The organism is Rhodococcus sp. WWJCD1, from assembly GCF_002258735.1.
Lineage (GTDB): Bacteria > Actinomycetota > Actinomycetes > Mycobacteriales > Mycobacteriaceae > Rhodococcoides.
Map to the genome: position 1 here is coordinate 264,687 of NZ_NOXY01000012.1, position 23,484 is coordinate 288,170.

A 23,484-nucleotide genomic window follows, 5' to 3' on the forward strand; every position below is an offset into this window, starting at 1 on the left:
CGCGCTAGTACAGGATGGAGCCATGTCCGACACACACGATGTCCCCATTCGCGACGAATCGATCAGATTGGGTCAGTTCCTCAAGCTCGCCAACCTCATCGAATCCGGTGCCGAGGCGAAGGGCGTCATCGCCGACGGTCTGGTGAGCGTCAACGGCGACGTCGATGTGCGGCGCGGACGGCAGTTGCAGCACGGTGATGTCGTAACGGTCCAGGGTGGGCCCTCTGCCCGCGTGAGCAAGGAAGAGGCACTGTGAAGGTCGGTAAGAGCGGACTGCCGCGTAACGAAGTTCCCGGAGCATTCGACGTCGGCGCGAAGGCGTACGACCGACTGGTCGGAGCGAACCCCGGCTATCACGAACACCTGCTCAAGTCAGCTCAGCGCCTTCGGATCCCCGATCTCGGCGCGGGCCTGCGTCTGCTCGACATCGGTTGCGGCACGGGTGCATCCACTGCCGCGCTGCTCGAAGCCGCTCCGCACGCGGAGATCGTCGCTGCCGACGCGTCTGCCGAAATGCTCGAGGTGGCCCGTAGCAAGGACTGGCCGGCGAACGTGACGTTCGTGCACTCGCGTGTCGAGGACCTGGCGGTCAACGGGGTCGACGGCCCGTTCGACGCAATCCTGGCCGCGTATCTCATCAGGAATGTCGACGAACCCGACACCGAGCTCAAATCGCTTCTGTCGCTGCTCCGCCCGGGCGCGACCATCGCATTCCACGAGTACTCGGTACACGATTCGCTGCGAGCCAGGATCTCCTGGAACGTGGTCAGTTGGGGCATCATCATTCCGCTCGGTTGGCTGGCGACGCGCGACGCGACCCTGTACCGGCACCTGTGGCGCAGTGTCGTGACCTTCGACGGTGCCTCTGCCTTCATGCGGCGAATGCAGCGCGCGGGTTACACCGGCGTCGCCAGAGAGACGATGACCGGATGGCAGAACGGTGTGGTGCACACGTTCCTCGGCTCCCGGCCCGCGGAGGAAGAGCGTTGACCGATTCCAAGAAGGTCACCCATGCTGCGCCGCAAGGGTATTCCGATGCCGGTCAGTTGGCCGACGTTCCACATGTGGTGGTGGTCGGCGGCGGTATCGCCGGACTGAGCGCCGCAACCGCCCTGGCCGAGCGCGGCGTGAAGGTGCACGTGGTCGAGCGCGAGAGCTACCTCGGTGGCCGCGTCGGCGGGTGGGATACGACACTCGAGGACGGTTCGCCCGCGACCATGAGCCGCGGCTTCCACGCGTTCTTCCGTCAGTACTACAACCTCCGAAACCTGTTGCGCCGCACAGATCCGGGGTTGGCTCGGTTGCGTCCGGTGGACGATTACCCGTTGATCGACGGCGACGGCCGGATCGACGGTTTCAAAGGCCTGCCCGATACGCCGCCGCTCAACGCCTTCGCGTTTGTCAAGCGTAGTCCGACGTTCCGGTGGAAGGACCTCACCGACCTCAACGGTATTGCGGCACTGCCGCTGATGACGGTGAGCGTGCCGAAGACCTTCGACGAGCTGGACACCACTCCGGCCGCAGAATTTTTGCGCAACATCAACTTTCCCGAGGCAGCGCGTCATCTGGCGTTCGGGGTGTTCTCGCGTAGCTTCTTCGCCGATCCCGAGAAGATGTCGGCTGCCGAGCTGGCGATGATGTTCCACATCTACTTCCTGGGTTCTTCCGAGGGGCTGATCTTCGACGTTCCCCGTGACCCGTATCCACAGGCGCTGTGGAATCCGTTGGGTGAGTACCTCACCGGGCTCGGTGTCGAGATCAGAACGTCGACACCGTGTGGCGAGATCACCCGCGGCGGCCTCCGCAAGTTCCGCGTCGACGCCGGCGGAATCATCGATGCCGACGCCGTCGTCCTCGCAACCGACATCGCCGGGTTGCAGCGAGTGCTCGCGCAATCAACCGAACTCGGGACGTCCGCCTGGCGGGAACAGATTGCCGCGCTGCAGAACACACCGCCGTTCCTGGTGCACCGAGTGTGGCTGAGCAAGCCGGTCAACGCAGATCGCCCAGCCTTCATCGGCACCGGCGGAATGCCGCCGATCGACAACATCAGTGTGCTCGAACGTTTCGAGGACGAGGCCGCGCAGTGGGCTGCCCGCACCGGCGGCTCCGTCGTCGAACTGCACGCCTACGCCGCCGAGGAATCCGAGGAAGTCACCCGCGCGCAACTGATGGATCGGATGCACGAGATCTATCCGGAAACGGCTGCGGCAGAAGTGATTGCCGAGCGGTCCGAATGGCGAGACGACTGCCCCATGTTCGGACTCGGAGCGTTCGCCGAGCGGCCTACGGTCCGCACTCCCGAACCTGCGCTGGTCCTCGCGGGCGACGGCATCCGCATCGATCTGCCCGTGGCGTTGATGGAGCGCGCAGCCACCACAGGGTTGCAGGCTGCCAACACCCTTCTGTCGAGTTGGGGTATCGCGGGACATGACATCGAAACAGTGCCCACGAGTGGAAGATTCAAGATGTTCGACGCCATCGAAAAGCTCATGAATCGGTGACGTCGGAGATGCGGATCGAGGTCGACGATCTGTCGCGTCCAAAAGTCCGTGCACTGCTCACCGAGCATCTCACGGACATGCACGCCACCTCGCCTGCCGAGAGTGTGCACGCCCTCGATCTGTCCGGCCTGAGCGGACCGGACGTCACTGTGTGGACTGCCTGGGCGGTGGACGCACTGCTGGGAATCGTTGCTGTGAAGGAGCTTTCACCCGATCACGGCGAGCTGAAGTCGATGCGCACGTCGGCGGCGGCGCGAGGTCGCGGAGTGGCGTCGAGTCTGCTCGTTCACGTGCTCGACTATGCGCGTCGACGCGGGTACGGCCGGGTGAGCCTGGAAACGGGAACTCAAGACTACTTCGCTGCGGCCCGCAGGCTGTATGTGCGCCACGGATTCGTCGAGTGTCCGCCCTTCGGGGGCTACGTGCTGGATCCGTCGAGCACGTTCTACTCGTTGTCGCTGTAAGTGTTCCGACGAAGAGGGCCGGCACCGAGTGTTCGGTGCCGGCCCCTCTCGTCACGCTGCTTGCTGCGTATGCGGGTAGAGATCGTCGTCGAGGGGCTCGGCTCGACACTGATCGAGCGCATCAGCCGTCGAGCATTCCCTCATGCTCGTCTCGACGCCTATCACCGTGCGCCACCAGCGCTCACGATCTGTCGATTCCGCCCACACCACTGCATCGGATTCCATGCGCATCACCCCCACTGCCGTGTCGTGGTCGGTTCGATTCAGGCCGGCTCGTGTTCGATGGACTTCTGCTCGCTGGTCGACTCGGTGCGAGCAATGTCGATCTTTCGAGGTTTCGCACGCTCTGCGAGCGGAATCGTCACCGACAGGACGCCGTTGTCGTAGGACGCAGCGATACGCTCGGTGTCGACGCCATCACCGAGTGAGACCTGGCGACGGTAGGTTCCGGCGAAGCGCTCCGAGGAAATCCACTGCACACCAGAGCTTTCCGGTACCGAACGATGAGCGGTGAGCGTCAAGGTGCCGCGATCGACGTCGACGTCGATGGATCCGGGGTCGATGCCTGGCAGATCGGCACTGAGTACGTAGTGATCATCGACCTTGTAGAGATCCATCGGCATGAATCGTGGGGCGCGGTCCGAACCGGAAGAGACACCCAGCATCGCCGAAGCCAGTGAATCGACGTCACGGAACGGATCGAATCGAAGCACAGCAACCACCTCCTGTACGCAGATGCGCTCACCCCTGTGGCGAGTCGCTCCTCAACTGTGCAGAACAGAAATTAGCACTCTCACCCTTGGAGTGCCAAGAGTCTGCGGGCAGTTTCTCGAGAAATTTTCAGCTCCAATAGTGCTGCGGAGCAGCGGGGGTCGAGTTCCTACGTGACCTCTCGGATACTTAGCCCTTGCGCTAAGTATGAATGCGGCGATAGTGTGCCTCATGGCTCAGTATCCGGAAGTTCTCGACGATGTCTTCCAAGCCTTGGCCGATCCGACGCGGCGCGCGGTTCTGGGTCGGCTCGGGTCGGGACCGGCAACTGTGGGCGAACTTGCCGAACCGTTCGACATGACCCTGCCGTCCTTCATGAAGCACATTCGTGTGCTCGAGCGAAGTGGCTGGATAAGCACGCGCAAGGTCGGTCGAGTGCGCGCATGCACGATCGAGCGAGCCAACTTGGACGTCGCCGGTCACTGGCTACAAGAACAGCGGGCCGTCTGGGAATCCCGCACCGATCGCCTCGAACACTTCGTCACCGACACCTCGAAAGAAAGTGAAGCGCAATGACATCGATCGATCCTGCTCTGGACCTGACCATCTCCCGCGTCATCAAGGCACCACGCGCAGCAGTCTGGAGTGCGTGGACGGACCCGTCGAAATTCGAGAAGTGGTGGATTCCCGCTCCCGCGCTGTGCCGCGTCGATGCCTGGGATCCGAAGCCCGGTGGCGCATTCCGCACACTGATCAGTGAGTCCGGGGGGCCTTACGAGCCTCATATCGACGGTTGTTTCCTCGCCGTCGACGACGGTGAGCGCATCGTGTTCACGAATTCACTCGTCGAGGGATGGCGGCCCGCACCGCAGTTGTTCATGACCGCGGTGATCACGTTCGCTGATCATCCCGACGGAACGGATTACCGCGCCCACGTGATGCACCGCAACGAAGAGGATCGAAAGATGCACGAGGAGTACGGTTTCTACGACGGTTGGGGAACCGTCATCGGTCAACTGGCCGAGTTCGTCGAGGGTCAGGTGGTCAAAGATCCCACGTAGTGCGGAAGCCCGGTTCGGCTGAGCGGTCGACCAGTTCGATGTTTGCTCCGATGCTGTCGATCCGGTGATAGCTGAACGGCCGGCCGAGTGGGCAGGCATCGAACACGGTTTGTCCGACGCCGTCCAGGGCCGTGCGGTCCAAGTCCATGCTGTCGGACCAGAAGCCGAGGTGGTGGAATCGAGGGCCCGTCGTGCAGTCCCATGGACTACCGGCTGGGCCCTCGATCAACTCGAAATGTGAAGCGGCGATGGAGAATACGATGCGATAGGTCCACTCGCCCAGCGTTCCTGTACGAGGCGCTCGCCACCGTGCACCGGTGGTCGCCGACAGGTCCGACATTGCCGCGTCGAGATTCTGCACGGCGAAGCACACGTGGTAGAGCTCCATTCAGGCGCGGCCCGTCGAGCGCAGCTCGTAGCGGCGTTCGGCGTAGTCGAGATCGTCCTTCCACAAGCGTGCGGCGGTGAAGTTCATCGCCGGTCGCAGGAGTCCGGATACCTTGCGCGCCATCTGGAAGCCCGGGCGATCGGAGCTGGCGATCGTGGCTTCGATGACGGCGGTGCGCGGCGTGCCGTCGGCTGCTGGGGCCAGTGGCGTCGCATGCGTTTCGACGACGCTGCCCGCGCCTTCGCCGTCGAGGATGCGCATGACGATGGTGCGGGGACCGGGGCAGACGAACTCGGCCCGTACCGGAACTCCGACGCCGCGACTGACTCTGAAGGTCACGTCGACGAGGAAGCGATCTTCCTCGTCGGGCACGTCGATCTCGGTGGGCGCGCTGACCACCTTCAGGCGTGCGAACGAGTACGGGTGGAACCACGCGCCGTGCCAGGGATCGAGACGATTGGCGATGATGTCGTCGGGCTCGCACTTGCCGACAAGAGTGACCACGCCGGCGATGGCGGTCGAAGCGGGCGGGCGGATCGGGACCACGGGGACGGGCGTCGGCTCCTCACCGCCGAGCTCGTCGAGTCGCACCCAGACCAGAACTCCATCGTCGAATGCGGGAACCGGACGCCAACCCGCCTTGCCCTTCGGGCCGAGCGCCAGACCGTGCCAGCGACAGACCAGCGCGTCGCACTCGATCTTCGCGGTGTCCAGCGCCGCACCGAGATGCGGACACGCGCCGGGGCCGATGTGCACTTTGCCCGCCGAGTCACGCCAGGCAACGAGTTCGGTGGTGCCCACGTAACGACCGAACGGCTTGTCGGCCTTGATGTCGCGACTGGCGGCGAACACGAACCAGTTGCCCGAGGTCCGCGTCTTTGCGCGCTTGAGAGCGGACTCGATGACCTGGGGATTCGCGCCTTTCCAGGTGGGCTCCTGCTTGGCCCACGACTCCGACGGCAACGGCTGCAGAGGCATCGTCTTCGGCCACCGTCGTCGTACTGCATCCAGCGCGGTCATTGCTGCTCCCAAAGTCGACAGTCGTTTTCCCGTGTTCCTCCTCCATTGTTCCCGTTCCCCGGTACTCGATGTGACATCTGGTGGCCTTTTCGGGGGTCAATGTCACATCGAGTGGACTTGGGGCGTCGGTGAACGGGGAATGGGGGCAGTACGGGAGATGGTGACCCCATGGGACGGGTGGGTCCGCGCATGCGTCGGCGGTATCGGGCTGCTCGAGTCGACTGCTGTCAGTGTCCACAATTTGGCTCGAGGAGCGGGATTCCGTGGTTGCAGGGAAATAGTGGACGCTCAGGTCAGTTGGCTCCAGGTATCGATGACCTGGCGAAGCCGTGTCGATGGCACCCAGCAGGGGAGATCGCTGATGCGGCGCAATCGGGTGGTTGCCGTATCGGGAGTGCACGACAGGTTCGATGGCTAGGTCGCAATTGTTCCCGTTCCGCTGCACTCGATGTGACATCTGGTGGCCTTTTCGGGGGTCAATGTCACATCGAGTGGACTTGGGTGTCGGTGTCGGCGAGCGCGCGGGACGGATTTGGGTGCGTCGGCGGATGTAGTTTGTGTGCGGATGGTCAGTTGACGCCGATCCAGCGCAGCCCCGCAGTGGTTGCTGCTGCGGCGATCACGATGACGACGAAGGGTGCTTTTCGCCAGGCGAGTATTCCCGCGACGGTGACGCCGATCGGGGCAGCAAAGCCCGCGAAGTCTTTGCCCACGAGCAGGGTGGAGGTGGCGACCAACGCGACGAACACCACGGCAACGGACGTGTTCATGACCCTGTCGATGCGCGGCGAGATGGTGATGCGTGTCCGCAGTGCCGGCCCAGCGATGCGGAGTGCGTAGGTGCCGACGATCAGTGCAATCAGCGGGATCGTGAGGTTCATGCGGGTTCCTTCTGGGGGCCAGGAGCAGTGGAGAGCATGGCCGGAACGACGGCGATCAACGAGAGGAGCACTGGGAGTCCACTGGGCAGGAACATCGAGGCGACCAGGGCGATCACTGCGCCGACGAGGGCGGCATTGCGGGTAGCTCGGTCTCGGAGGGCAGGCATGATCAGTCCCAGCAGGATGGCCGGAAACGCCGCGTCGAGTCCGAGTGCCGCCGTATCGGTGATCGCGCCACCGGCGAGCGTGCCGATCAGCACCCCGATGTTCCAGGTGACGAACAGTCCGATTCCGCACAGCCAGAACGCTGATCGACGGTCGCCCTCGTCCTCTTCTACGACGGTGAAGGCGACTGCCTCGTCGGTGATGAGGTGCGTGCCCAGAAGCCGCTTCAGCGGTGACACGTTCTCGAACACAGCTCCGATGGAGAAGCCGAGTGGAACCAGACGGACGTTGGCGAGCAGAGCGCTCGCGACTGCGGCGACGGGGTTGCCGCCTACGGCCAGTACGCCGACGAAGATGAATTGTGAGGAGCCCGCGAAGACCACCAGTGACATCACCACCGGTAGCCACAGCGGCAGGTCGGCGGCCACGGAGATCGCACCGAACGAGGCTCCGACGAGGGCGTCGGCCAGACAGACCAACGCGATGTCGCGGATGTTGACCCCCTGCAGGGTTCGCCATGTCGAACGCATGATCGTTATAGTGGACGATGTTAGGGTGTTCGTCAAATCAAACGTACGTACCGATGGAGTGAACGAATGGCGGATACCGGTCCACCGATAGCAGCTATCGCTGCAGCCCTCCAACAGGAACGACGACGCGTCGGCCTCTCTCTTGCTGAGGTGGCCCGCCGCGCAGGAATCGCGAAATCGACACTGTCGCAACTGGAATCGGGCACCGGCAATCCAAGTCTCGAAACGCTCTGGGCGCTCAGCGTCACACTGGGCGTGCCGTTCTCCAGACTGGTCGAGCCCGCGAAGCAGTCGGTCCGCCTGATCCGTGCGGGAGAAGGGCCGAGATTCGCGTCGGACAGAGCGGACTACACAGCAACGCTGCTGGCGTCGTCACCGCCGAACGCCCGACGGGACATCTACCTGATCAGCGCGGACGTCGGCGAGCCGAGGCGCTCGGACCCGCACTCGCCGAATGTCGTCGAGCATGTGGTGCTCAGTGCAGGACGAGCCCTGGTGGGGCCGACGGGAGAGGCCGTCGAACTGGCCCCGGGCGACTACGTCGCCTACCCCGGCGATGTGCCACACATCTTCGAGGCGTTGGAGCCGAACACGATGGCGGTGATGATCACCGAACACAGCTGACGGGTGGGGAATAGTCGGCGGGGGTGCCTCGTTGGAACCCCTGACGGCGTTCGCTTGGCAAGCCCCGGGCCTCACCCCATTTGTCGCTACGAGCGACCACTCGCCGAGAGGCGTTTGCAGCGGACGTCGTCCCTACTTTTGTCCGTGTAGCGAAGGGACGAGTTTCATGGCAGCGAAGACTTGGTTCATCACCGGTACATCCAAGGGGTTCGGACGCGAGTGGGCGATCGCAGCCCTCGAGCGCGGCGACCGCGTGGCGGCAACCGCCCGCAACACAGACACCTTGAAGGATCTCGTCGCGCAGTACGGCGATGCGATTCTGCCGATCGAACTGGATGTGAACGACCGTGCCGCCGACTTCGCGGCAGTCCAGCAGGCCTACGACACGTTCGGCTCACTCGACATCGTCATCAACAACGCCGGCTACGGCCAGTTCGGCATGATCGAGGAGATCTCCGAGGAGGACGCCCGCGCGCAGATCGAGACCAACGTCTTCGGAGCGCTGTGGGTCACGCAGGCGGCGCTGCCGTTCATGCGTGAACAGGGGAGTGGCCACATCTTGCAGGTGTCGTCCATCGGCGGCATCTCCGCGTTCCCGAATGTCGGTGCGTACCACGCCTCCAAGTGGGCCCTCGAGGGCTTCAGTCAGGCGTTGGCCCAGGAGGTCGAAGACTTCGGTATCCACGTGACGCTGATCGAGCCGGGTGGGTTCTCCACCGACTGGTCCGGCCCGTCTGCCAAGAAGTCCACCGACATCGCCGCGTACGACACGATTCGCGACAAGGCTGCAAAACTGCGCAGTGCCCGGCAAGCGACGCCTGGCGATCCGAGCGCAACACGGTCGGCACTGCTGAAGGTTATCGATGCCGAAAAGCCGCCACTGCGAGTCTTTTTCGGCGATGCACCGCTCCAGATCGCGACAAAGGACTACGAGTCGCGTCTGGCGAACTGGCGCGAATGGCAGCCCGTGGCCGTCGAGGCACACGGAAGCTGAGTCTTGAGCGGACCTGAAGGTTCACGATCGCATCCGGTCGGCGGCTTCCCGCGCACGAGCGACGGTCGTGAACGACCAGGTCCGCTACAGCCACCCGTTTTCGCGTGCGGTGCGGATGGCCTCGAGTCGACTGTTCGAGCCCAGCTTGGTGATGGCACTGGAAAGGTAGTTGCGCACGGTTCCGGGGCTGAGGAACAGGCGCTCTGCGATGGACTTGGTCGACAATCCCGCGTCGACCAATCGAAGCACGTCCAATTCACGGTCGCGCAGCGGATTCGGTCCGGCGCGCAGTGCCTCGGCGGCCAGCGCCGGATCGATCACAGTGTGCTTGGAAACGACAGCCTTGATGCCGTCGAGCAGATGCAGTGCATCGGTGGACTTGAGCAGATAGCCGTTCGCGCCGGCAGCGAGAGCGTCGTGCACATGTCCGCTGCCGGGTAGCGCGGTCAGCAGCAGAACAGGAATCGCGACCCCTGCTCCACGCAGATCGGCGGTGGCCTCGATGCCCGTCATCCCCGGCATGTCGATGTCCATGAGGATGATGTCGGGATTCAGCTCGGCAGCGGCACCGCGTACTTCGTCTCCACGGGCCACTCGCCCGACGACCTCGATATCGGGGTCGGTGGAGAGCAATACCTCGAAGGCCTCGGCGAGCAGTGCCACGTCCTCGGCCAGCAACAGCCTGATTGTCACTTACTCTCCCTTGCTCAACGGTATTCGAGCCAGCACGACGAATTCTCCGTCAGTGCTGCACTCAGCAGTGAGCTGCCCCCCGATTCGAGCCACCTGGCCCGTCAGGTCAGTGATACCGGTACCTGAAACACCGATCCGTTCGGCGACGTCCCTGGTGATGCCATCGTTGGTGAATTCCAGGATGTGCGACGCGGACTCCACCGCCACTCGCACCGAGCAACGACGCGGATGCGCATGCTTGAGCATGTTGGTCGACGCTTCCCGCACGATCGCCGCGAACACCCGATCGACGTTCTCGTCCTCCGGCGGCTCGACCTCCGCATGGCAGACGATGTCGAGTCGGGCGCACATGGCTTCGACCGTCGCGAGTTCGGAGGCCAGGTCGGCCAGGATGGGCCCGGTCGTCAACCGTCGGAGATCTGCCTGACCGGCACTGAGAACCTGATGGACGTGATCGAGCTGCTCCCGTGCTCGCTCCGGATCGACCGTGAACAGCTGAATTGCGGCCTGGTTTCGCAACAGGGCCGTCACGAGAGTGCGACCGATGACGTCGTGCAGATCCCGCGAAATTCGATGCCGTTCGGCGTCCACCTGCAATCTGGCCACCTCCTCTCGTGAGGCATGAAGTGCGATGAGTGATCGAGCGAGTTCGGAGAAGGCAATCAGGACCACGGCCAATCCGACGGTCCCCAACAAGATTCCGAAGGCCTCCAGCTCGTCGTCGCGATCGGCGTACACGGTGGCTGCCGTGACGAGCGCGAATACGCCTCCGATGGCGAGCCCTGCCCACCGCCCTCGGACCAGAGTTGCGGCGACAGCAACGGAAATGCAGCAGGTTTCCCACGTTTCCGACAGCGGGATGTTGACGATCCCGAGCGGAATTGCGACCCACCCTGCAATCCTCAGCCTCGGCCCGATGTAGTTGTGAGCGAGTGCGTACTGGGCCAGGGCCAGGACGGTGCCGACGAACACGACGATCGCAGCCGCCACCAGAGCGACCGGCCCCCCGGTGTCGACGCGACGCTCGAAGATGTTGGTGAGCCCGAGGAATGAAATGAGGCCCACGACGAGCCACGTCGCAGCGAAAGCGACGGACTCGCTGGGGTATCTGTCGCGGGAACGGGTACTGCCGATCTGCGCTGTCACGGTGGCTGCTTTCTCGGGAATCGACTCGCACTATCGATCACCGGGCCAACCCTATCGGCGCAGGAGAGCAGATCGGTCAGACGCACCAGCCGTTGACCGAAACCCCGCTCATGGCGGCGACGATGTCGATGGAGTCGGCGGACTTGTCGACGGTGAGCTCGTGCAGTTCGGCGATGTTCATGATCGGACCCCTCGTTCGTGTGAATGTGACACCGAAAATATTGCCGAAGTGAACCCCCCGAGCGGCAGTACCTGCCATCACGTGTTCCGTATGACGCGGTGCGCACCGCGAACATGACACCCGTCATGTCGAGAACCCGCAGCTCGACGCGAATGCGGCTACCGGATCCTGTGCGAGTGCTATCAGTGCGCCGGCGGCTCCGGTCGCGAGATCCGTTGTGTACCGGGCATTCTGGTCACCCATGAACATGGTATTGCCGTCGACGTTGCCTACGGACCAGCAGAGCCGCCGAGTGAGCTCGGGCAAGTACGGGTGCTCACCCGTCGATATCGCGTGTGCGGCGACGGCCAATCCTGCTCGGCCCTCGTACAGTCCGCCGAACGCCACGATCGGGGTCGCCGCTGCTGCCGAGAGTCCGGCCACCGTGTCGGCATCAATCTCGATGCCGCACATTCGGGCGGCCACCGCCGCACCTCCGCTGCCGCGTCCCAGGTACGGCAGCAGCACGCTGTCCTGTCGACCGTACAAACCGCTGGCTCGCTGTTCGCACGAGCGCAGGTCCCAGTCCAGCGCTGCCGCAGAGACGGCTCCGGTATCCCCGTCCAGCAATCTACCGAGAGTGTCTGCTGCACAGGCGACTCCCGCGCCGCCGAACCCGATTCCCGGGATGTGATCGACGGGTCGACTGCTCGACGTCGGTAGGGACTCGGTGAGCTCGAGCGCTCTGTCTCGGAGATCGTCGCGTCCGGTCGCCCGGGCGATGTGGGCGTAGGCGAGAGCGATGCCGGCGTTTCCGTTTCGCCACCACGGGCACGAGGGGTCGGGTCGGCCGTCGTCCAGGCGAGTGAGTACCTGCTCGGCCGACGAAATATCGCCCAGTTCGCTGAGCGCCCAGGCAATTCCGTGTCCACCGTCCCCGAATCCGGAGGCCAGCTGCGGCACCGCGTGTGCCGCTTTCGCCAACCACTCCACGCCGGCACCGAGAAACGCGCGGTCCGCTCCGCAACGCTGCAGTTCGACGAGTACCCCTGCCGTCCCCCACAGCAGAGACAAGCCCGCACCGAGTACGTGAAATCGACGATGGTCGACGGGAAACAGTGAATCCGACGCGTCGAGCGTTGCTGAACGGCATATTCCGTCCACCAGTGCGCCGGCGGTCGGTGCCGGGAGTCGCTCCACGTGCGGGGCCAACTCGAGATCGGCCCGCGCAGCGGCGAGCATGTCGGCGCGCACCGCTGTCGATGTAGCGTTCGCCGCAGCAGGATGCACCAGGGCGTCGGCGATGTTTGCTACGGCTGCGAGATCGCCCTGCGGAGTGGGAGGTCCTCCGGTCGAGTAGCCGGCCGCCGCGATCCCGCGCGAGCACGAGACTCCGTCGACCGCACACGACTCGAAATCGATCAGCGTCGCCCAACCATCCTCCTGCATCACCACATTGGCCGGATGCACGTCTCCGTGCGCGACACCTGCGGCGTGCATGATGTCGAGCGCCCGGCGCACGGCGGCGAGGACGTCGTCGGTCCACGCGACGTACCCCGAGTCCTCGACGTCGAGGCCGGGAATGACGGCGGGATGACGGCGTGCTTCGTGATGAACCAGTGTTCCGATCCCTACGTCCTGCATCACGAGGAAGTCGCTGGGGCCGATGGTTCCGAACCAGATCGGCTCGGGCGCAACTCCGCTCCCGGAGAGTCGTTGTAGCGCAGTGTGTTCCTGAGCGAGTCGAACGGGTGAAGCAATGCCGTCGAGATCGAGGCCGGCGCGATGACGAGCTTCCTTGACGACGACGGCGCGTCCGTCGTCCCACGTACCGCGGTAGACGCCACCCGCATTGGTGCGATGAATCAGCCGCGCGTCCCGCAGCGGCAGCGTTGCCGCGGTCAGCGTCCGGCGATGCTCGGCCGCCACGGCATCGGCGAACGGGTGCGCGGGCGACTCGCCGGCCGAGCCCCGACGGTCGTGCTCGAGCTCCCCACCGCGACGGATGGCCGGTACCACGCCGTCCGCGGTAGCCAGCCACTCGCCGACGAACGCGCCGAAGCGCAGGTGCACCGATGAGGTCCCGATTCTGGGTTCACCGACGATGTCCGGCCCCTCGACACCGTCGAGCGCGTCCACCAGTGCCAGGCACAGATCCTCCAGTGCGTCCGGCTCGGGGTAACACACCACGACCTTGCCGCTGTGGGCCGTGGGCGCGAACTTCATCTGCAGCGCGTGCACGAGTCCGGACGAGCGGAGGTGCTTGAACGCGACACCGTGATCGACACACACGCGGGCGGTGTCCTGCACCGACCTCGCCGCGTGATCAGGATGCGCGGAGATGTGTACCTTCCACCCGGAGTGCGAGAGCGGGGCGGCAGGACTGTGCGACCGCCACGGCCCGCTGTCGCTCGAAATCCACTGCGGGGGCAGCGCGGGATCGGGAAAAAGACCCCGCAACCAGGGCGAGGCCTCCGCCCAGGGCGGCGCGAAGAAGTGCTCGTGCCCCAGTGCGAAGAACCCCCAGTCGACGCCCATGCGGTCATCGTTACTCGTGCAGACGAGTTTCGCAACAGCAACAGGGCCAGGTGGTCGGTATCAGGACTCGGTGCGGACCTCGGCCCTGGCCAGCGCGATGGCGGGCAGGAGCGTCACTGCAGCGGCACCGACGAGCCACCAGCTGGTGTGCGCGAACGCCTCGGGGACCAAACCGCCGTGCACGGTCGCGGCCCTGGAGAGCACGAGCGAGACGATCGCGGCCGCCAGAGCGCCGCCGATCCGCTGCAGCAAATTGAGCTGAGCTGCGGCGTCGGCGATCGACTCGGCGGGGCTCGACTGGTACGCCCGGGTCATCACCGCGACCACCGCAAGGCCGATGCCCGCCCCTCGGACGACGAGCAGTCCACACAGCAGCGGATAGGACGTATCGTCGGACAGGGTGACGAGCGGGACGGTCGCGACAAAGGTGGCGACGATACCCACGATCATCGTGCGGCCCGCGCCCCACCGCCGCATCAGGCGCGGGCAGAGACTCCCGGAAATCACCACGCCGAGACCCGCGGTGGAGAGCAACAGTCCGGTGGTGACACTGGATTCACCGCGGGCGGCCGAGAAATACAGCGGAATGACGACCATCGGGGCGTAGAGCAGGAAGCCGAGGAGAAAGACGTTCACGGAGGCACGAGCGAAGATGCGATGACGCATCAGGCTCAGATCGAGCAACGGGTGTTCTATTCGGTTCTCGCGCAACACGAACAGCATCAACGCCACTGCACTGATCGACGCGAGCCCGGCAACCCGGATCCAACGCAACGAATCATCCTGCGACAGAGCGGAGATGGCGGAGACAGCACAAACCGTCGCGGTGGCACCGGTCACCAACCCGAGGACATCGAGTGGTCGAGGGCGTCCAGTGGGCCTAGGTCCTACGACGAAGGCTCCGATGCAGGCGATGCCGATGCATACCGGAACGTTGAGCCAGAACACGGCGGGCCAGCCGCCGACCTCGATGAGCAAGCCGCCCACCGTCGGTCCCAACAAAGGACCGATGAGTTGGATGCTGCCGTTGAGAGCCTGCACACGAGCGAATTGCTCACGGGAGACATCCCGCGCGACCAGAACGGTGGCCAGGGGGATGATGATTCCTGCCGCAGCACCGGAAAGTACACGCGAAGCGACGAGTAGTTCGAGGGACGGACTGAGAGCGCAGAGCGCAGAGCCGAGGCCGAACAACGTGATTGCGCCGAGATATGCCCGTCCTGCACCGATCCGGGCGGCGAGCCAGCCGGCCAGCGGCATCGCGGCGACCAAGGCCAGGAGATACCCGGTGACGATCCATTGCACCTTGTCGATGGTGCCGAACCGTTCGGTCACCGAATGCAGCGCGACGTTGACGACGGTGGTGTCCAGGGTCGCCAGCAAGGTTCCGGCCAGGGCGCAGGCGATGGTCACGCGGGCTCTGCGCGAGGGTGCGGTCTCGGTGGGCGCGGCTGCGGCCGTGTCGGATTCCAGTTCGACGGTACGGATGGTCATCGGATACTTCCTCGGTCGGCGGGGTCGCCGCCCGGCAGCGCCGCGGCGTTCGCAGCACCGCCGAGGGCAACGGAGGCGTAGTTGAGCAGGGCCAGGCACAGCTCTGGGTCGTCGTCGCGCCGGCAGCCGAGGGTCAGTACCGTCGACCTCGACGTCGTGACGGCACTGACGAACATCGATGCGTGCGGCACGACCATCGGCAGTGTACTGATCGTCATCGGGTCGAAAGATGCTGTACGGAACAGACTCTCGTCGATGCTGCCGTGGTCGGAGATGATTGCAGTGACGGGATGCCCACCGGGGGAGTCGGTGCCAAGAGCGGAGTCGAGAGTTCTGGCGAAGCCGTTGGAGGCGCGATAGTCGCTGCGGTACGGGTCGAGTTCTCGGCCGCGCATCAGGGCCATCAACACTGCGCCCTGGGCGGCCCGAGCGTCCGTGTCGCCGGTGATCGGGATCGCGATGGGCGAGGACAGATTGGCGGTGGATCGGACGCCGGGGCTGTGCCGTCGCAGATCGACGGGAATCGACACGGTGCCTGCATCCGATCGCAGTGACTTCGCCACTGCTGCCACGATGTGTCCGACTACCGGTTCGGTGACCGGCGGAAGTTCGGCTCGATACCAGCACGCTGTCGTCTCCTCGCTGTTGCCGCTACGACGAAGCGGTGAGGGACGTGTCTGCGGTGCCGGCGACGGCGCGCTGCGCTTGCCGAATGTCGGTGCTCGGCGTGCGACGTCGATATCGGCGTCCTCCGACGGAAAGCCCAGGGCCGCTTCCCCTCGAAGCTCGCGGAACACGTCGGCGAGCCAGGCGGTGAAGCCGTGTCCGTCGGTGACCGCATGATCGACCACGGCTGCGATGCGGGTGCGCGCGTCGGTGGCCACAGCCGGATCGGAATGCCCGACGGCGATCCGCACCACCGGGCCCTCGGTGATGTCGATCGGATCGTGAAAGAACGCTGCGCCGGAGTGCAATCGGTCGATCGGCAGATGGGCGACCACCGGTAGAGGACCGCCGCCGTGCCAGGTGGCACCGCGCCGACGCACCGACAGTCCGGGGGCGAGGGCGAACGCCGCCGCGACGGCCGCGTCGAATTCCGCCGGGTCGATCGATCCGGTGCCGTCCACCACCAGGCGAATGAGGGTGTTCGCGCCGAGGGTGCGGGCGTTGACGTAGGTGCGTTCCACCCGCGAGAGCCGTCGACGATACCGGTGGTCGAGTACTGGTGCGGCGCTCATGCTGCCTCCTCGAATCTGGGCGAACCGTCGATCACGCTGCAGCGCAGCGGTAGTGGTTCGGTGGTGACAACTGCCACGGCACTGCCGTCGGGCCTGACGTCGGTGTGGACCCAGTAGCCGTCGTGCATGGGCCGCCAGCCGGGGGCTGCGTCGGGCAGGCGCACTCCGTGGAACGTCTCCTTTGTCAGATGCGAGGCCTTGATGAGCGCCTCGCATTCGGCGAACTGGGCGATGGTGCACGGACCGGGTAGTCCGACCAGCTCGCCCAACCACGCCAACGCCAACGGCCGAGGGCGCGAATCCTGCAGGTCCACCCCCACCGGGGCGCTCGGGTGCAATGCCACGACCGCATCGGCACCACAGTGCGCCACCGAGGCATGCAGGCCATGATCGGCAACGGTCCAGCGCCGCAGTGCATCCGCGCGTATAGACCGCCGGTCCGGTGCGACGCCGGCACGGCACTGCACGGCCGTAGCGATCAGACCACGACCGTGCAGTCGTACCGGATAGCCTGCGCGATCGCGTGGAAGAGAGCGTCGGCGAGAGGAGATCACGTCGATGACGGCAGAGGTCCTCACGAGAGCCTCCGGGCGACCAACGCGGCGTAGCTGCCGCCGTACGCCTGAGCCGACACCAGTACTCGGGACGGGCCCTCGGGCGTCGACAGTGCGGTCACCAGACCGATGGCGGACGAGGAGCCGAACGTCTCGCCCGTGCTGTTCTTGAACAGATGCCGAGCCGAGTCGGCGAGTCCCGTTGCCGCAAAGGCAGAGTGCTCCGCACGGGAGAGTAGATCACTTCCGACCGCCGAGGGAACTACGGCATCGACATCTGTGGCGTCGATGCCGGCCTGCTGCAACGCGGTCGTTATCGCCGAGCTCCAGTGGGCACCGTTCGGATCTATTCGTCCGACGCCGTCGGTGTCGCCAGCGGATCCGAATCCCTCGAGTGCCGCCACCGGAGTCACTCCGCGCGCCGTCGCGGCATCCTCGGACTCGACGAGGAATGCGGCGCATCCCTCGCTGAGCACCATGCCGTCGCCGGTCTCGGCCTCCTCGACGCCGCGATATCCGGGGAACCCGGCCACGGTGCGAGCAGCCATCTCGGGGAATTCGTCCGCGATGACAACCAGGATGCGCTTGGCGGCCCCGCGTTCGATGACTCGGTTGGCCAGGTGCAGGGCCGCGATCGCACTGGTTCCACCCGTCGAAATGGTGGCCGTGTAACCGCGAAAGCGATTGAGCATGGCCAGATGTCCGGCTGCGGCGTTGACGACGGTGTTGGGAAACACCAGAGCATTCGCTCCGGCCGCGCCGTGTTCGACGATGCCGCGGTGGAAATCCGACACGGCCGTCGTCGGGCCGTAGCCGGTCGCGAAGATCACGCCGGTCTCTTCGGCCTCGGCGCGCGTGAGCTTGCCGAACTTTTTCAGTAGGTCGTTGGTGGCGGCGGCGGCCAAGATGCTGAGGGGATCCATCCGACGAAGCTTTGCGGGATTGATGCCCTTCGACAGACCGCGAGTATTCGCCTTGCCGAACAACATCGACTTCTCCGACGGTTCGATTGTCTCGACCCCGAACAACGGCGTTCCCGACGCCACCGCGGCCACGGTCTCCTCGGTGGACGTGGCGGTACCAGCGATGGCGGACATCCCCGTGATGACCGCGGTGGTGCGGACGCGGCGCGGGGCGATGTGCTCGTCACGTGTCTGTCCGGCGCGGGTGATGACGAGCGAGGCGTTGTTGCCGCCGAAGGCGAACGAATTGGACAGCACCACATCGGTCTTCGCGGACCGTCCGATATCGGGGACGATATCGAGGCCCGTCGCTCCCTCGAGGCCGCGGGTGTTGACGGTGGGTGGTTGAAGGTCGGTGGCAATGGCGAGGATGCAGCACACCGCCTCGACGGCTCCGGCTGCGCCGAGGGTGTGTCCGATCATCGACTTCGTCGTGCTGGCGGGTGGCGCATCCTTGCCGAACACGGCCCGAATCGCTTTGGGCTCCACCACGTCGTTGGTCGGTGTACCGGTGCCGTGCAGGTTGACGTAGTCGATGTCGTCGGCGTGGAGCCCCGCTGTGCGGAGCGCCTCGGTGATCGACCGCGCTGCGCCCTCGCCGGTGGGGTCGGGCGCCGTCTGGTGGTAACCGTCGAGTGTCAGGCCGTAGCCGGCGACCTCGGCGATGACCCGAGCCCCGCGGTCACGGGCCTCGTCGGTGCGTTCGAGAATCATGAACCCTGCGCCCTCGCCGAGCGAGATTCCGGTGGACGCAGCCATCGGAGAGCACGGCTGCGGATCCAGAGCACCCAGGCACGTGAACCCGTGGGCCGACAGGGACGCGAGAGGGTCGACGCCGCCGCAGAGCACCACGTCCACCTCGTCGTTCCACAACAGTTCGGCGGCGTAGCCGACGGCAACGGCACTGGCAGCGCAGGCATTGGACGTCACGATGCGGGGGCCCGAGATGCCGAACTCTCCCGCGATCCAGTCGGCGACGCAGTGCAGCTGCGAATTCGCTACGGCCACATGATCGAAACCGGACGTCTCCACGAAACGTCGGTGCTCGGCCTCGAGGGTAGGCATGGCCCCCAGACTGCTGCCGACGACCACGGCGACGCGTCGATCCGACCGCGCCGGGTCGAAGTCGGCACCGGCGAACGCCTCGCGGATCGCGCGTTCGGCCAGGGCGTAGCACCGGTCCAGGTCCTCGCGCAACGGCGCTTCGACCATGCCGGCCCATTCGGTACGTAGTTGAGATGTGTCGAACAGGGTGTTGATGCGGATGCCGGACCGGCCGTTGGAGATGGCATCCCAGCATTCCTCGGTGGTGGCACCTGCGGCCGTGATGAGCCCGACGCCGGTGACGGCGATCTCCTGATGTGTCATGTCATCTCCTGAAATAGGTTCGGCGATCTCGGTGATCAGGCCGATGCGCCCGCGCTGGAGCGCGAGAGCACCCGGGGCAGGGTGACGGTGACTGCGGTGACCTCGTCGATCGTCACGTCCAGCGCCGGAACGACGAACGGGTCGTCGAGTAGTGCGAACGCGAGCTCCTCGGTGTCGTTGCCTGCCGCTGCAGTCCAGACGATCGTGCCGATACGCTCGCCGTCGGCGATGACCGGCGCTCCTGCGGCGATCCGGGTGCCGGGGGCGGTGACGACCGGCGTCAGTTTGGGCGAGTCGGCCGCGGGGCGAACGAGCTCGTCCGAACCGAGGAATTCGCCGATGCGCTCCCAGTCGACGATCCACGACAGATCTGCTTCGGCAACGCTCAGGGTCGCGAATCCGTGGTCGTAGTAGGGCATTCCGGCCTCGGCACGCACTCGTGCCAGTCCATCGGGACCGACCGCGCCGCCGTCGACCGCCGTGGCCAGTTCCACGAACTGTGCCAGATCGGCCTCGCCGTCGGTGGTGAGTAGCAGGTAGCCGTACTCGCCCGTCGTACCGACTCGGGCGAGCCGGCCCTGCCCGTCACCGGACTCACGCTCGACGTCGACCACCGAGTGCAAGAGCAAGTCCTCGATGTCGCCGTCGACGAAGTTCTCGGCGACGCGGGGTGCGAGCGGGCCCTCGACCGCGATGGCCGACCAGCCTTCGGGGGCCACGGTGACGTTGACGCCCTCGGGGATCTCGAGTGCGCCGACGTACTCGGTCACCTCGGCGTCGGTGATGGGGGTGCGCGGAATCAGCCACGTGTCCTCGTCGCCCTCCACCTGCAGGACGAGGGCGAACGGTGACCCGTCGGCCCGCAGGGCGAGTGCTTCGCGAGTGGTGTCCGGATCGGCGAAGTCGGAGGACTTGGACAGGAAGGTGTCGAGCAGGGCGAGACGCTCGTCGCCTTCGAGGTGAATCAACGGAGCGGCGATCGGGTACACGCCGGCAGCTTCGCGGACGATGCGGTAGTCGTTGGTGCTCATGGTCGTAGGCCTTTCGTTGCTGTGAATGGGTTCGGTAGTGCGGTCTAGCCGGCGAGCGAGAGGGTCGAGGCTGTTGCTGTGCAGTCGAATTCCCACAATGCGGGTACGTCCGACGCAGCGGTGACGCATCCGACGAGGAGTCCGGACGAGGTGGCACGAACGAGAATTTCCGGGTCGTGGCCGGTGATGTTCCTGATTCGCAGAGTGACGCCTGCTGCGGTGGGAACCGAGAGCTCGTCGGTCCAGATTTCGAACCGACGGTCGAGATCGAGCAGGTTCTCGGGGCCCGATCCGTCGCGGACTCCGATGCGCGCTCCACGAGCGACGGTCGGTGTCGACCAGACGACAACGTCTCCCGATCCGTGAGCGTCGGCTTCGACTGCGAGAAGATCGTGACTGGTGTCGGTGTGGTGGCGAGCAGACCATCGGAGCAAGCCTTCGTGGCCTTCGAGCCACTGTCCGCACAGACTCCACCGAGTGGATTGTGCTGCACCCCAGCCTATTCCATGATCTCGATCTGTGCGACCCGGTTCGACGGTAACCCAGAGGCCACCCGAACGGGCAGGATTGGGTCCGATCGCCGACGTGCGTGGCCACGGGGTGGACAACACTCGGCTGCCGTCCCGCCGCCATCGTGCCAGTACGCCACGTTCGGCGTCCAGTGCGATCGTCGTGTTCGGAACCGCCTCGACCGGCGACGCGGCCTCGACGAGTGGCGAGGCAGGAAGCAGCGCCGTGGGCCTCGGTACCGAGGCCTCCACTGTGACGGCGATTGTCTGCGTGCCCGGTTCCACTCGATGGGCGAGCAGCGTGCCGGTCACCAATCCGCCGCCGCGGATTCCGTTGTAGCGCAATACGACCCCACGGGAAGAGTCGTGCCAGATCGGGTCCACGTCCGGAACGAGTTGTACTGCAGCCGAGGGAATCTCGGAGGAATCTCGCAGCTCCACACCGGATGCGATCAGGGCCGGACCGTCGCCGACATCTACGGTGCCGTGCCGGAGGCCGATGGTATCGAACAGATCTGCCTGCCACTCGGACCGAGAATCGCCGACGCAGTCCAGCGCGTACGTGCGGCGCACTCCGTCGGGAGAGACCTCGAATCGTGCCCGTAGCGTGATGTTCTCGCTGCGTTCCTGTACCAGGATGGTGTGCCCGAGAGCCTGCACATCGAGGGTGCGTGGCTGAGAGTCACGCCACCCGGAGAGATGATCGGCGTGCAGGTTCGGCAGGGTCGAGGTCAGCAGTGGGCCGGTGATGCCGGCGCGGTCGTCGAACATCCGCAGTAGCCCGTCGCGGGTATCGACCGTTGCCCTGATCGACCCGGCCGTCACCTCGACCGACGTTGACGCGATCATCCTCGGCCGCGGCACGATCGGCAGGCTCAGAACGTGTTCGGACCCGCCCGGGTCGGTCACGACCGCTCGATCGACCAGGTTGTGGAGCGGATCCACGAGTGCGTCGACTGCATACCCGCCGAATCGCAGCCGGTATCGCACGAAGGACAGTCCGTCGACCGTCTCGAGATCCTCACCGAGATCGGTGCCGCGCGGGGCAGTCACCGATCCGAACGAGGTGATCGCTCGCAGCGCCGCCCGCGCCGTGTCGTCGAGATGGGGAGCGACGGTACGCAGGACGAGCGGAACGTGGTTGACGAGTTCGACGTTTCCGTCGGCCCCGGCGACACTGTGCCGCAGGCAGACGCTGCCGACGCGGCGGTAGAGCGAGAACGCGGTTGCATTGGCGGGATCGACCGTCAGACGTAGGACGTCGTAGCCGGCGTCGAACACCGACTCGAGGGCGGCGGCGAAGAGTCGGCCGGTGGCAGTCCCGCCGCGCCGACCCGGTGCGAGATAGAACATGTCGGCGATGACCTCGCGGGGTGCGGTGGTGCGTCGACCCGACGTGCGAAACAGGCCGAGGGTGCCGTATAGCTCGGTAGTATCACCCGAGGTGTCCTCCGCCACGAAAAACGCTACCGTTCGACGTAATTCGAGTTCTCGGAGGACATCTGCGCCGGCGATTCCCCCGGTGACGCGATTGGGTGAATCCGCTCGCGCGGTGAGCAGAGTGGCAACGCGATCCGCGTCGTCGGGGGTGAACGGTCTGATGGAGGTGTGCGAACCGGTGCTCATGTCACCCCCGCCCCTCGGTCACCACGAGCGAGCCTGCCGCCACTGGCTTGCCGTCCACCGACGCCGTGACATCGACGGAACGCAACCCACCGAGCTTGGCACCGAGGCGAGCACCGAGCTCGAGCATGTCGCCCGGCACAACCAGGCGATTGAACTTCATGGCCCGGATCGAACCGAGGTAGCCGACGCCGTCGGCCGGGTTCTCGTCGCCGATGGACTTCTCCAGACTCTCGGCCACGTACACGACGGCCACCAGCTGGGCCATGGCCTCGACGATCATGACGCCCGGCATGATCGAGTGGCCGGGGTAGTGGCCGGCGAAGTAGGGCTCGTTGACCGAGACGGCCTTGATGCCGCGGCCGGACTTCCCCGGTACGACGTCGTAGGCCCGATCGATCATCAACATCGGCCACCGATGCGGCAGCATTCGCTGGATGTCGTCTATTCCGAAACTCAGTGTTCTTGTCTTCTGTGTGGGGGAACGCTGCGCGGTGGAATCCAGTGTGGGAGCGCTCATCACTGCGTCCGATCGACGATGTGATCGACCATGGCGTTGATGGAGCCGAACGCTTTGGTGTCGTCGTCGGTGATGTCGACCTCGAACTCGGCGGCCACGGCCACGACGAGCTCGAGCGTGTCCAACGAGTCGAGCTCGATACCGCGGCCGAACAGAGGCTGGTTGTCCGACACCAGTTCCGGCGAGGTCTGCAGACCCAGGCGGTCGATGATGAGTTCCTTGAGCCGGTTGTTCAGGGCGAGGCGTTCGGTGGCTGCGGCGCGAGTGGAGGAGCGGGTTGCGGTGGTCATGATGTTCCTTCCGGAT

25 protein-coding genes are annotated in these 23,484 nt (G+C 65.4%); 8 read left to right on the forward strand and 17 right to left on the reverse strand.

Annotated features, from left to right (window positions below; translation table 11 throughout):
• Positions 1–22: 22 nt before the first annotated feature.
• The 4 genes from CH286_RS08915 to CH286_RS08930 are packed head-to-tail and all read left to right on the forward strand — an operon-like array spanning position 23 to position 2,968.
• Positions 23–256, forward strand: a complete 234-nt coding sequence (locus CH286_RS08915; RefSeq protein ID WP_094608974.1) for an RNA-binding S4 domain-containing protein — start codon at positions 23–25, stop codon at positions 254–256.
• A complete protein-coding gene (locus CH286_RS08920; protein WP_094608975.1) occupies positions 253–990 on the forward strand; it encodes a class I SAM-dependent methyltransferase in 738 nt (245 codons plus the stop codon). Before CH286_RS08915 ends, CH286_RS08920 begins: the two co-directional genes overlap by 4 nt.
• Positions 987–2,504, forward strand: a complete 1,518-nt coding sequence (locus CH286_RS08925) for an NAD(P)/FAD-dependent oxidoreductase (RefSeq protein WP_094608976.1) — start codon at positions 987–989, stop codon at positions 2,502–2,504. The genes CH286_RS08920 and CH286_RS08925 overlap by 4 nt, the downstream gene beginning before the upstream one ends.
• An 8-nt stretch (positions 2,505–2,512) precedes the next feature.
• Positions 2,513–2,968 carry a GNAT family N-acetyltransferase gene (locus CH286_RS08930; RefSeq protein WP_094609100.1) on the forward strand — a complete coding sequence of 152 codons (456 nt, stop codon included), beginning with the start codon at positions 2,513–2,515 and terminating at the stop codon, positions 2,966–2,968.
• A gap of 51 nt (positions 2,969–3,019) precedes the next feature.
• Here CH286_RS08930 and CH286_RS27825 read toward each other — a convergent pair whose 3' ends face one another.
• Both CH286_RS27825 and CH286_RS08935 read right to left on the reverse strand, forming a co-directional pair.
• Entirely contained in the window at positions 3,020–3,193 is a 174-nt protein-coding gene (locus CH286_RS27825; RefSeq protein WP_176458187.1) for a hypothetical protein, read from the reverse strand.
• Positions 3,194–3,231: 38 nt separating this feature from the next.
• A complete protein-coding gene (locus tag CH286_RS08935; RefSeq protein WP_170944665.1) occupies positions 3,232–3,681 on the reverse strand; it encodes an Hsp20/alpha crystallin family protein in 450 nt (149 codons plus the stop codon).
• Positions 3,682–3,910: 229 nt separating this feature from the next.
• Between CH286_RS08935 and CH286_RS08940 the strand changes: the two genes are divergently transcribed.
• Positions 3,911–4,255, forward strand: a complete 345-nt coding sequence (locus CH286_RS08940) for an ArsR/SmtB family transcription factor (protein ID WP_094608977.1) — start codon at positions 3,911–3,913, stop codon at positions 4,253–4,255.
• Entirely contained in the window at positions 4,252–4,740 is a 489-nt protein-coding gene (locus CH286_RS08945; RefSeq protein ID WP_094608978.1) for an SRPBCC family protein, read from the forward strand. The genes CH286_RS08940 and CH286_RS08945 overlap by 4 nt, the downstream gene beginning before the upstream one ends.
• Here the strand turns inward: CH286_RS08945 and CH286_RS08950 are convergent.
• The 4 genes from CH286_RS08950 to CH286_RS08970 all read right to left on the reverse strand — a co-directional run bounded on the left by CH286_RS08950 (position 4,724) and on the right by CH286_RS08970 (position 7,724).
• Positions 4,724–5,128 carry a VOC family protein gene (locus tag CH286_RS08950; protein WP_094608979.1) on the reverse strand — a complete coding sequence of 135 codons (405 nt, stop codon included), beginning with the start codon at positions 5,126–5,128 and terminating at the stop codon, positions 4,724–4,726. The two genes, CH286_RS08945 and CH286_RS08950, sit on opposite strands and share 17 nt — an antisense overlap.
• Positions 5,129–6,148, reverse strand: coding sequence for a DUF5914 domain-containing protein (locus tag CH286_RS08955; RefSeq protein WP_032401598.1), 1,020 nt, complete (start codon positions 6,146–6,148; stop codon positions 5,129–5,131).
• Between the two features lie 569 nt (positions 6,149–6,717).
• Positions 6,718–7,029, reverse strand: coding sequence for an AzlD domain-containing protein (locus tag CH286_RS08965; RefSeq protein ID WP_037152258.1), 312 nt, complete (start codon positions 7,027–7,029; stop codon positions 6,718–6,720).
• Complete coding sequence (locus tag CH286_RS08970) at positions 7,026–7,724, reverse strand: AzlC family ABC transporter permease (RefSeq protein WP_094608981.1); 699 nt, start codon at positions 7,722–7,724, stop codon at positions 7,026–7,028. The genes CH286_RS08965 and CH286_RS08970 overlap by 4 nt, the downstream gene beginning before the upstream one ends.
• A 66-nt stretch (positions 7,725–7,790) precedes the next feature.
• Between CH286_RS08970 and CH286_RS08975 the strand changes: the two genes are divergently transcribed.
• Positions 7,791–8,348: a helix-turn-helix domain-containing protein gene (locus CH286_RS08975; protein ID WP_032378835.1), complete on the forward strand. Its 558-nt coding sequence runs from the start codon at positions 7,791–7,793 to the stop codon at positions 8,346–8,348.
• Positions 8,349–8,514: 166 nt separating this feature from the next.
• A complete protein-coding gene (locus CH286_RS08980) occupies positions 8,515–9,342 on the forward strand; it encodes an SDR family oxidoreductase (protein WP_094608982.1) in 828 nt (275 codons plus the stop codon).
• 84 nt (positions 9,343–9,426) lie between these two features.
• On the opposite strand, the gene CH286_RS08985 is transcribed toward CH286_RS08980, so the two are convergent.
• The 11 genes from CH286_RS08985 to CH286_RS09035 all read right to left on the reverse strand — a co-directional run bounded on the left by CH286_RS08985 (position 9,427) and on the right by CH286_RS09035 (position 23,468).
• The gene (locus CH286_RS08985; RefSeq protein WP_032401593.1) at positions 9,427–10,035 is read right to left on the reverse strand and encodes a response regulator; all 609 of its coding nucleotides are present in this window, start codon (positions 10,033–10,035) and stop codon (positions 9,427–9,429) included.
• Positions 10,036–11,181 carry a sensor histidine kinase gene (locus CH286_RS08990; RefSeq protein ID WP_176458188.1) on the reverse strand — a complete coding sequence of 382 codons (1,146 nt, stop codon included), beginning with the start codon at positions 11,179–11,181 and terminating at the stop codon, positions 10,036–10,038.
• Between the two features lie 304 nt (positions 11,182–11,485).
• Positions 11,486–13,879 (reverse strand): phosphotransferase, encoded by a 2,394-nt coding sequence (locus CH286_RS08995; RefSeq protein WP_094608984.1) that lies wholly within the window; start codon positions 13,877–13,879, stop codon positions 11,486–11,488.
• Between the two features lie 60 nt (positions 13,880–13,939).
• The gene (locus tag CH286_RS09000) at positions 13,940–15,373 is read right to left on the reverse strand and encodes a DHA2 family efflux MFS transporter permease subunit (protein WP_094608985.1); all 1,434 of its coding nucleotides are present in this window, start codon (positions 15,371–15,373) and stop codon (positions 13,940–13,942) included.
• On the reverse strand, positions 15,370–16,611 hold the full coding sequence (locus CH286_RS09005; RefSeq protein WP_094608986.1) for a hypothetical protein: 1,242 nt from the start codon (positions 16,609–16,611) through the stop codon (positions 15,370–15,372). Before CH286_RS09005 ends, CH286_RS09000 begins: the two co-directional genes overlap by 4 nt.
• Complete coding sequence (locus CH286_RS09010) at positions 16,608–17,189, reverse strand: 4'-phosphopantetheinyl transferase family protein (RefSeq protein ID WP_141215819.1); 582 nt, start codon at positions 17,187–17,189, stop codon at positions 16,608–16,610. The genes CH286_RS09005 and CH286_RS09010 overlap by 4 nt, the downstream gene beginning before the upstream one ends.
• Positions 17,186–19,495, reverse strand: a complete 2,310-nt coding sequence (locus tag CH286_RS09015; protein ID WP_032401588.1) for a beta-ketoacyl-[acyl-carrier-protein] synthase family protein — start codon at positions 19,493–19,495, stop codon at positions 17,186–17,188. The genes CH286_RS09010 and CH286_RS09015 overlap by 4 nt, the downstream gene beginning before the upstream one ends.
• Before the next feature lie 35 nt (positions 19,496–19,530).
• Positions 19,531–20,655, reverse strand: coding sequence for a hypothetical protein (locus CH286_RS09020; RefSeq protein WP_255182616.1), 1,125 nt, complete (start codon positions 20,653–20,655; stop codon positions 19,531–19,533).
• Positions 20,571–22,661: a GNAT family N-acetyltransferase gene (locus CH286_RS09025; protein WP_094608987.1), complete on the reverse strand. Its 2,091-nt coding sequence runs from the start codon at positions 22,659–22,661 to the stop codon at positions 20,571–20,573. Before CH286_RS09025 ends, CH286_RS09020 begins: the two co-directional genes overlap by 85 nt.
• Before the next feature lies 1 nt (position 22,662).
• Entirely contained in the window at positions 22,663–23,178 is a 516-nt protein-coding gene (fabZ, locus tag CH286_RS09030; RefSeq protein WP_094608988.1) for a 3-hydroxyacyl-ACP dehydratase FabZ, read from the reverse strand.
• A complete protein-coding gene (locus CH286_RS09035; protein WP_032378844.1) occupies positions 23,178–23,468 on the reverse strand; it encodes an acyl carrier protein in 291 nt (96 codons plus the stop codon). Before CH286_RS09035 ends, fabZ begins: the two co-directional genes overlap by 1 nt.
• Between the last annotated feature and the right edge of the window lie 16 nt (positions 23,469–23,484).

Excerpts from the sequence above, each read along its gene's own strand:
- CH286_RS08915 (WP_094608974.1), top strand. The coding sequence starts at position 23 with ATGTCCGACACACACGATGTCCCCATTCGCGACGAATCGATCAGATTG.
- CH286_RS08930 (WP_094609100.1), top strand. The coding sequence starts at position 2,513 with ATGCGGATCGAGGTCGACGATCTGTCGCGTCCAAAAGTCCGTGCACTG.
- CH286_RS27825 (WP_176458187.1), bottom strand. The coding sequence starts at position 3,193 with ATGGAATCCGATGCAGTGGTGTGGGCGGAATCGACAGATCGTGAGCGC.
- CH286_RS08940 (WP_094608977.1), top strand. The coding sequence starts at position 3,911 with ATGGCTCAGTATCCGGAAGTTCTCGACGATGTCTTCCAAGCCTTGGCC.
- CH286_RS08945 (WP_094608978.1), top strand. The coding sequence starts at position 4,252 with ATGACATCGATCGATCCTGCTCTGGACCTGACCATCTCCCGCGTCATC.
- CH286_RS08950 (WP_094608979.1), bottom strand. The coding sequence starts at position 5,128 with ATGGAGCTCTACCACGTGTGCTTCGCCGTGCAGAATCTCGACGCGGCA.
- CH286_RS08955 (WP_032401598.1), bottom strand. The coding sequence starts at position 6,148 with ATGACCGCGCTGGATGCAGTACGACGACGGTGGCCGAAGACGATGCCT.
- CH286_RS08965 (WP_037152258.1), bottom strand. The coding sequence starts at position 7,029 with ATGAACCTCACGATCCCGCTGATTGCACTGATCGTCGGCACCTACGCA.
- CH286_RS08970 (WP_094608981.1), bottom strand. The coding sequence starts at position 7,724 with ATGCGTTCGACATGGCGAACCCTGCAGGGGGTCAACATCCGCGACATC.
- CH286_RS08975 (WP_032378835.1), top strand. The coding sequence starts at position 7,791 with ATGGCGGATACCGGTCCACCGATAGCAGCTATCGCTGCAGCCCTCCAA.
- CH286_RS08980 (WP_094608982.1), top strand. The coding sequence starts at position 8,515 with ATGGCAGCGAAGACTTGGTTCATCACCGGTACATCCAAGGGGTTCGGA.
- CH286_RS08995 (WP_094608984.1), bottom strand. The coding sequence starts at position 13,879 with ATGGGCGTCGACTGGGGGTTCTTCGCACTGGGGCACGAGCACTTCTTC.
- CH286_RS09000 (WP_094608985.1), bottom strand. The coding sequence starts at position 15,373 with ATGACCATCCGTACCGTCGAACTGGAATCCGACACGGCCGCAGCCGCG.
- CH286_RS09005 (WP_094608986.1), bottom strand. The coding sequence starts at position 16,611 with ATGAGCGCCGCACCAGTACTCGACCACCGGTATCGTCGACGGCTCTCG.
- CH286_RS09015 (WP_032401588.1), bottom strand. The coding sequence starts at position 19,495 with ATGACACATCAGGAGATCGCCGTCACCGGCGTCGGGCTCATCACGGCC.
- CH286_RS09020 (WP_255182616.1), bottom strand. The coding sequence starts at position 20,655 with ATGCGTCACCGCTGCGTCGGACGTACCCGCATTGTGGGAATTCGACTG.
- CH286_RS09025 (WP_094608987.1), bottom strand. The coding sequence starts at position 22,661 with ATGAGCACCGGTTCGCACACCTCCATCAGACCGTTCACCCCCGACGAC.
- fabZ (WP_094608988.1), bottom strand. The coding sequence starts at position 23,178 with ATGAGCGCTCCCACACTGGATTCCACCGCGCAGCGTTCCCCCACACAG.
- CH286_RS09035 (WP_032378844.1), bottom strand. The coding sequence starts at position 23,468 with ATGACCACCGCAACCCGCTCCTCCACTCGCGCCGCAGCCACCGAACGC.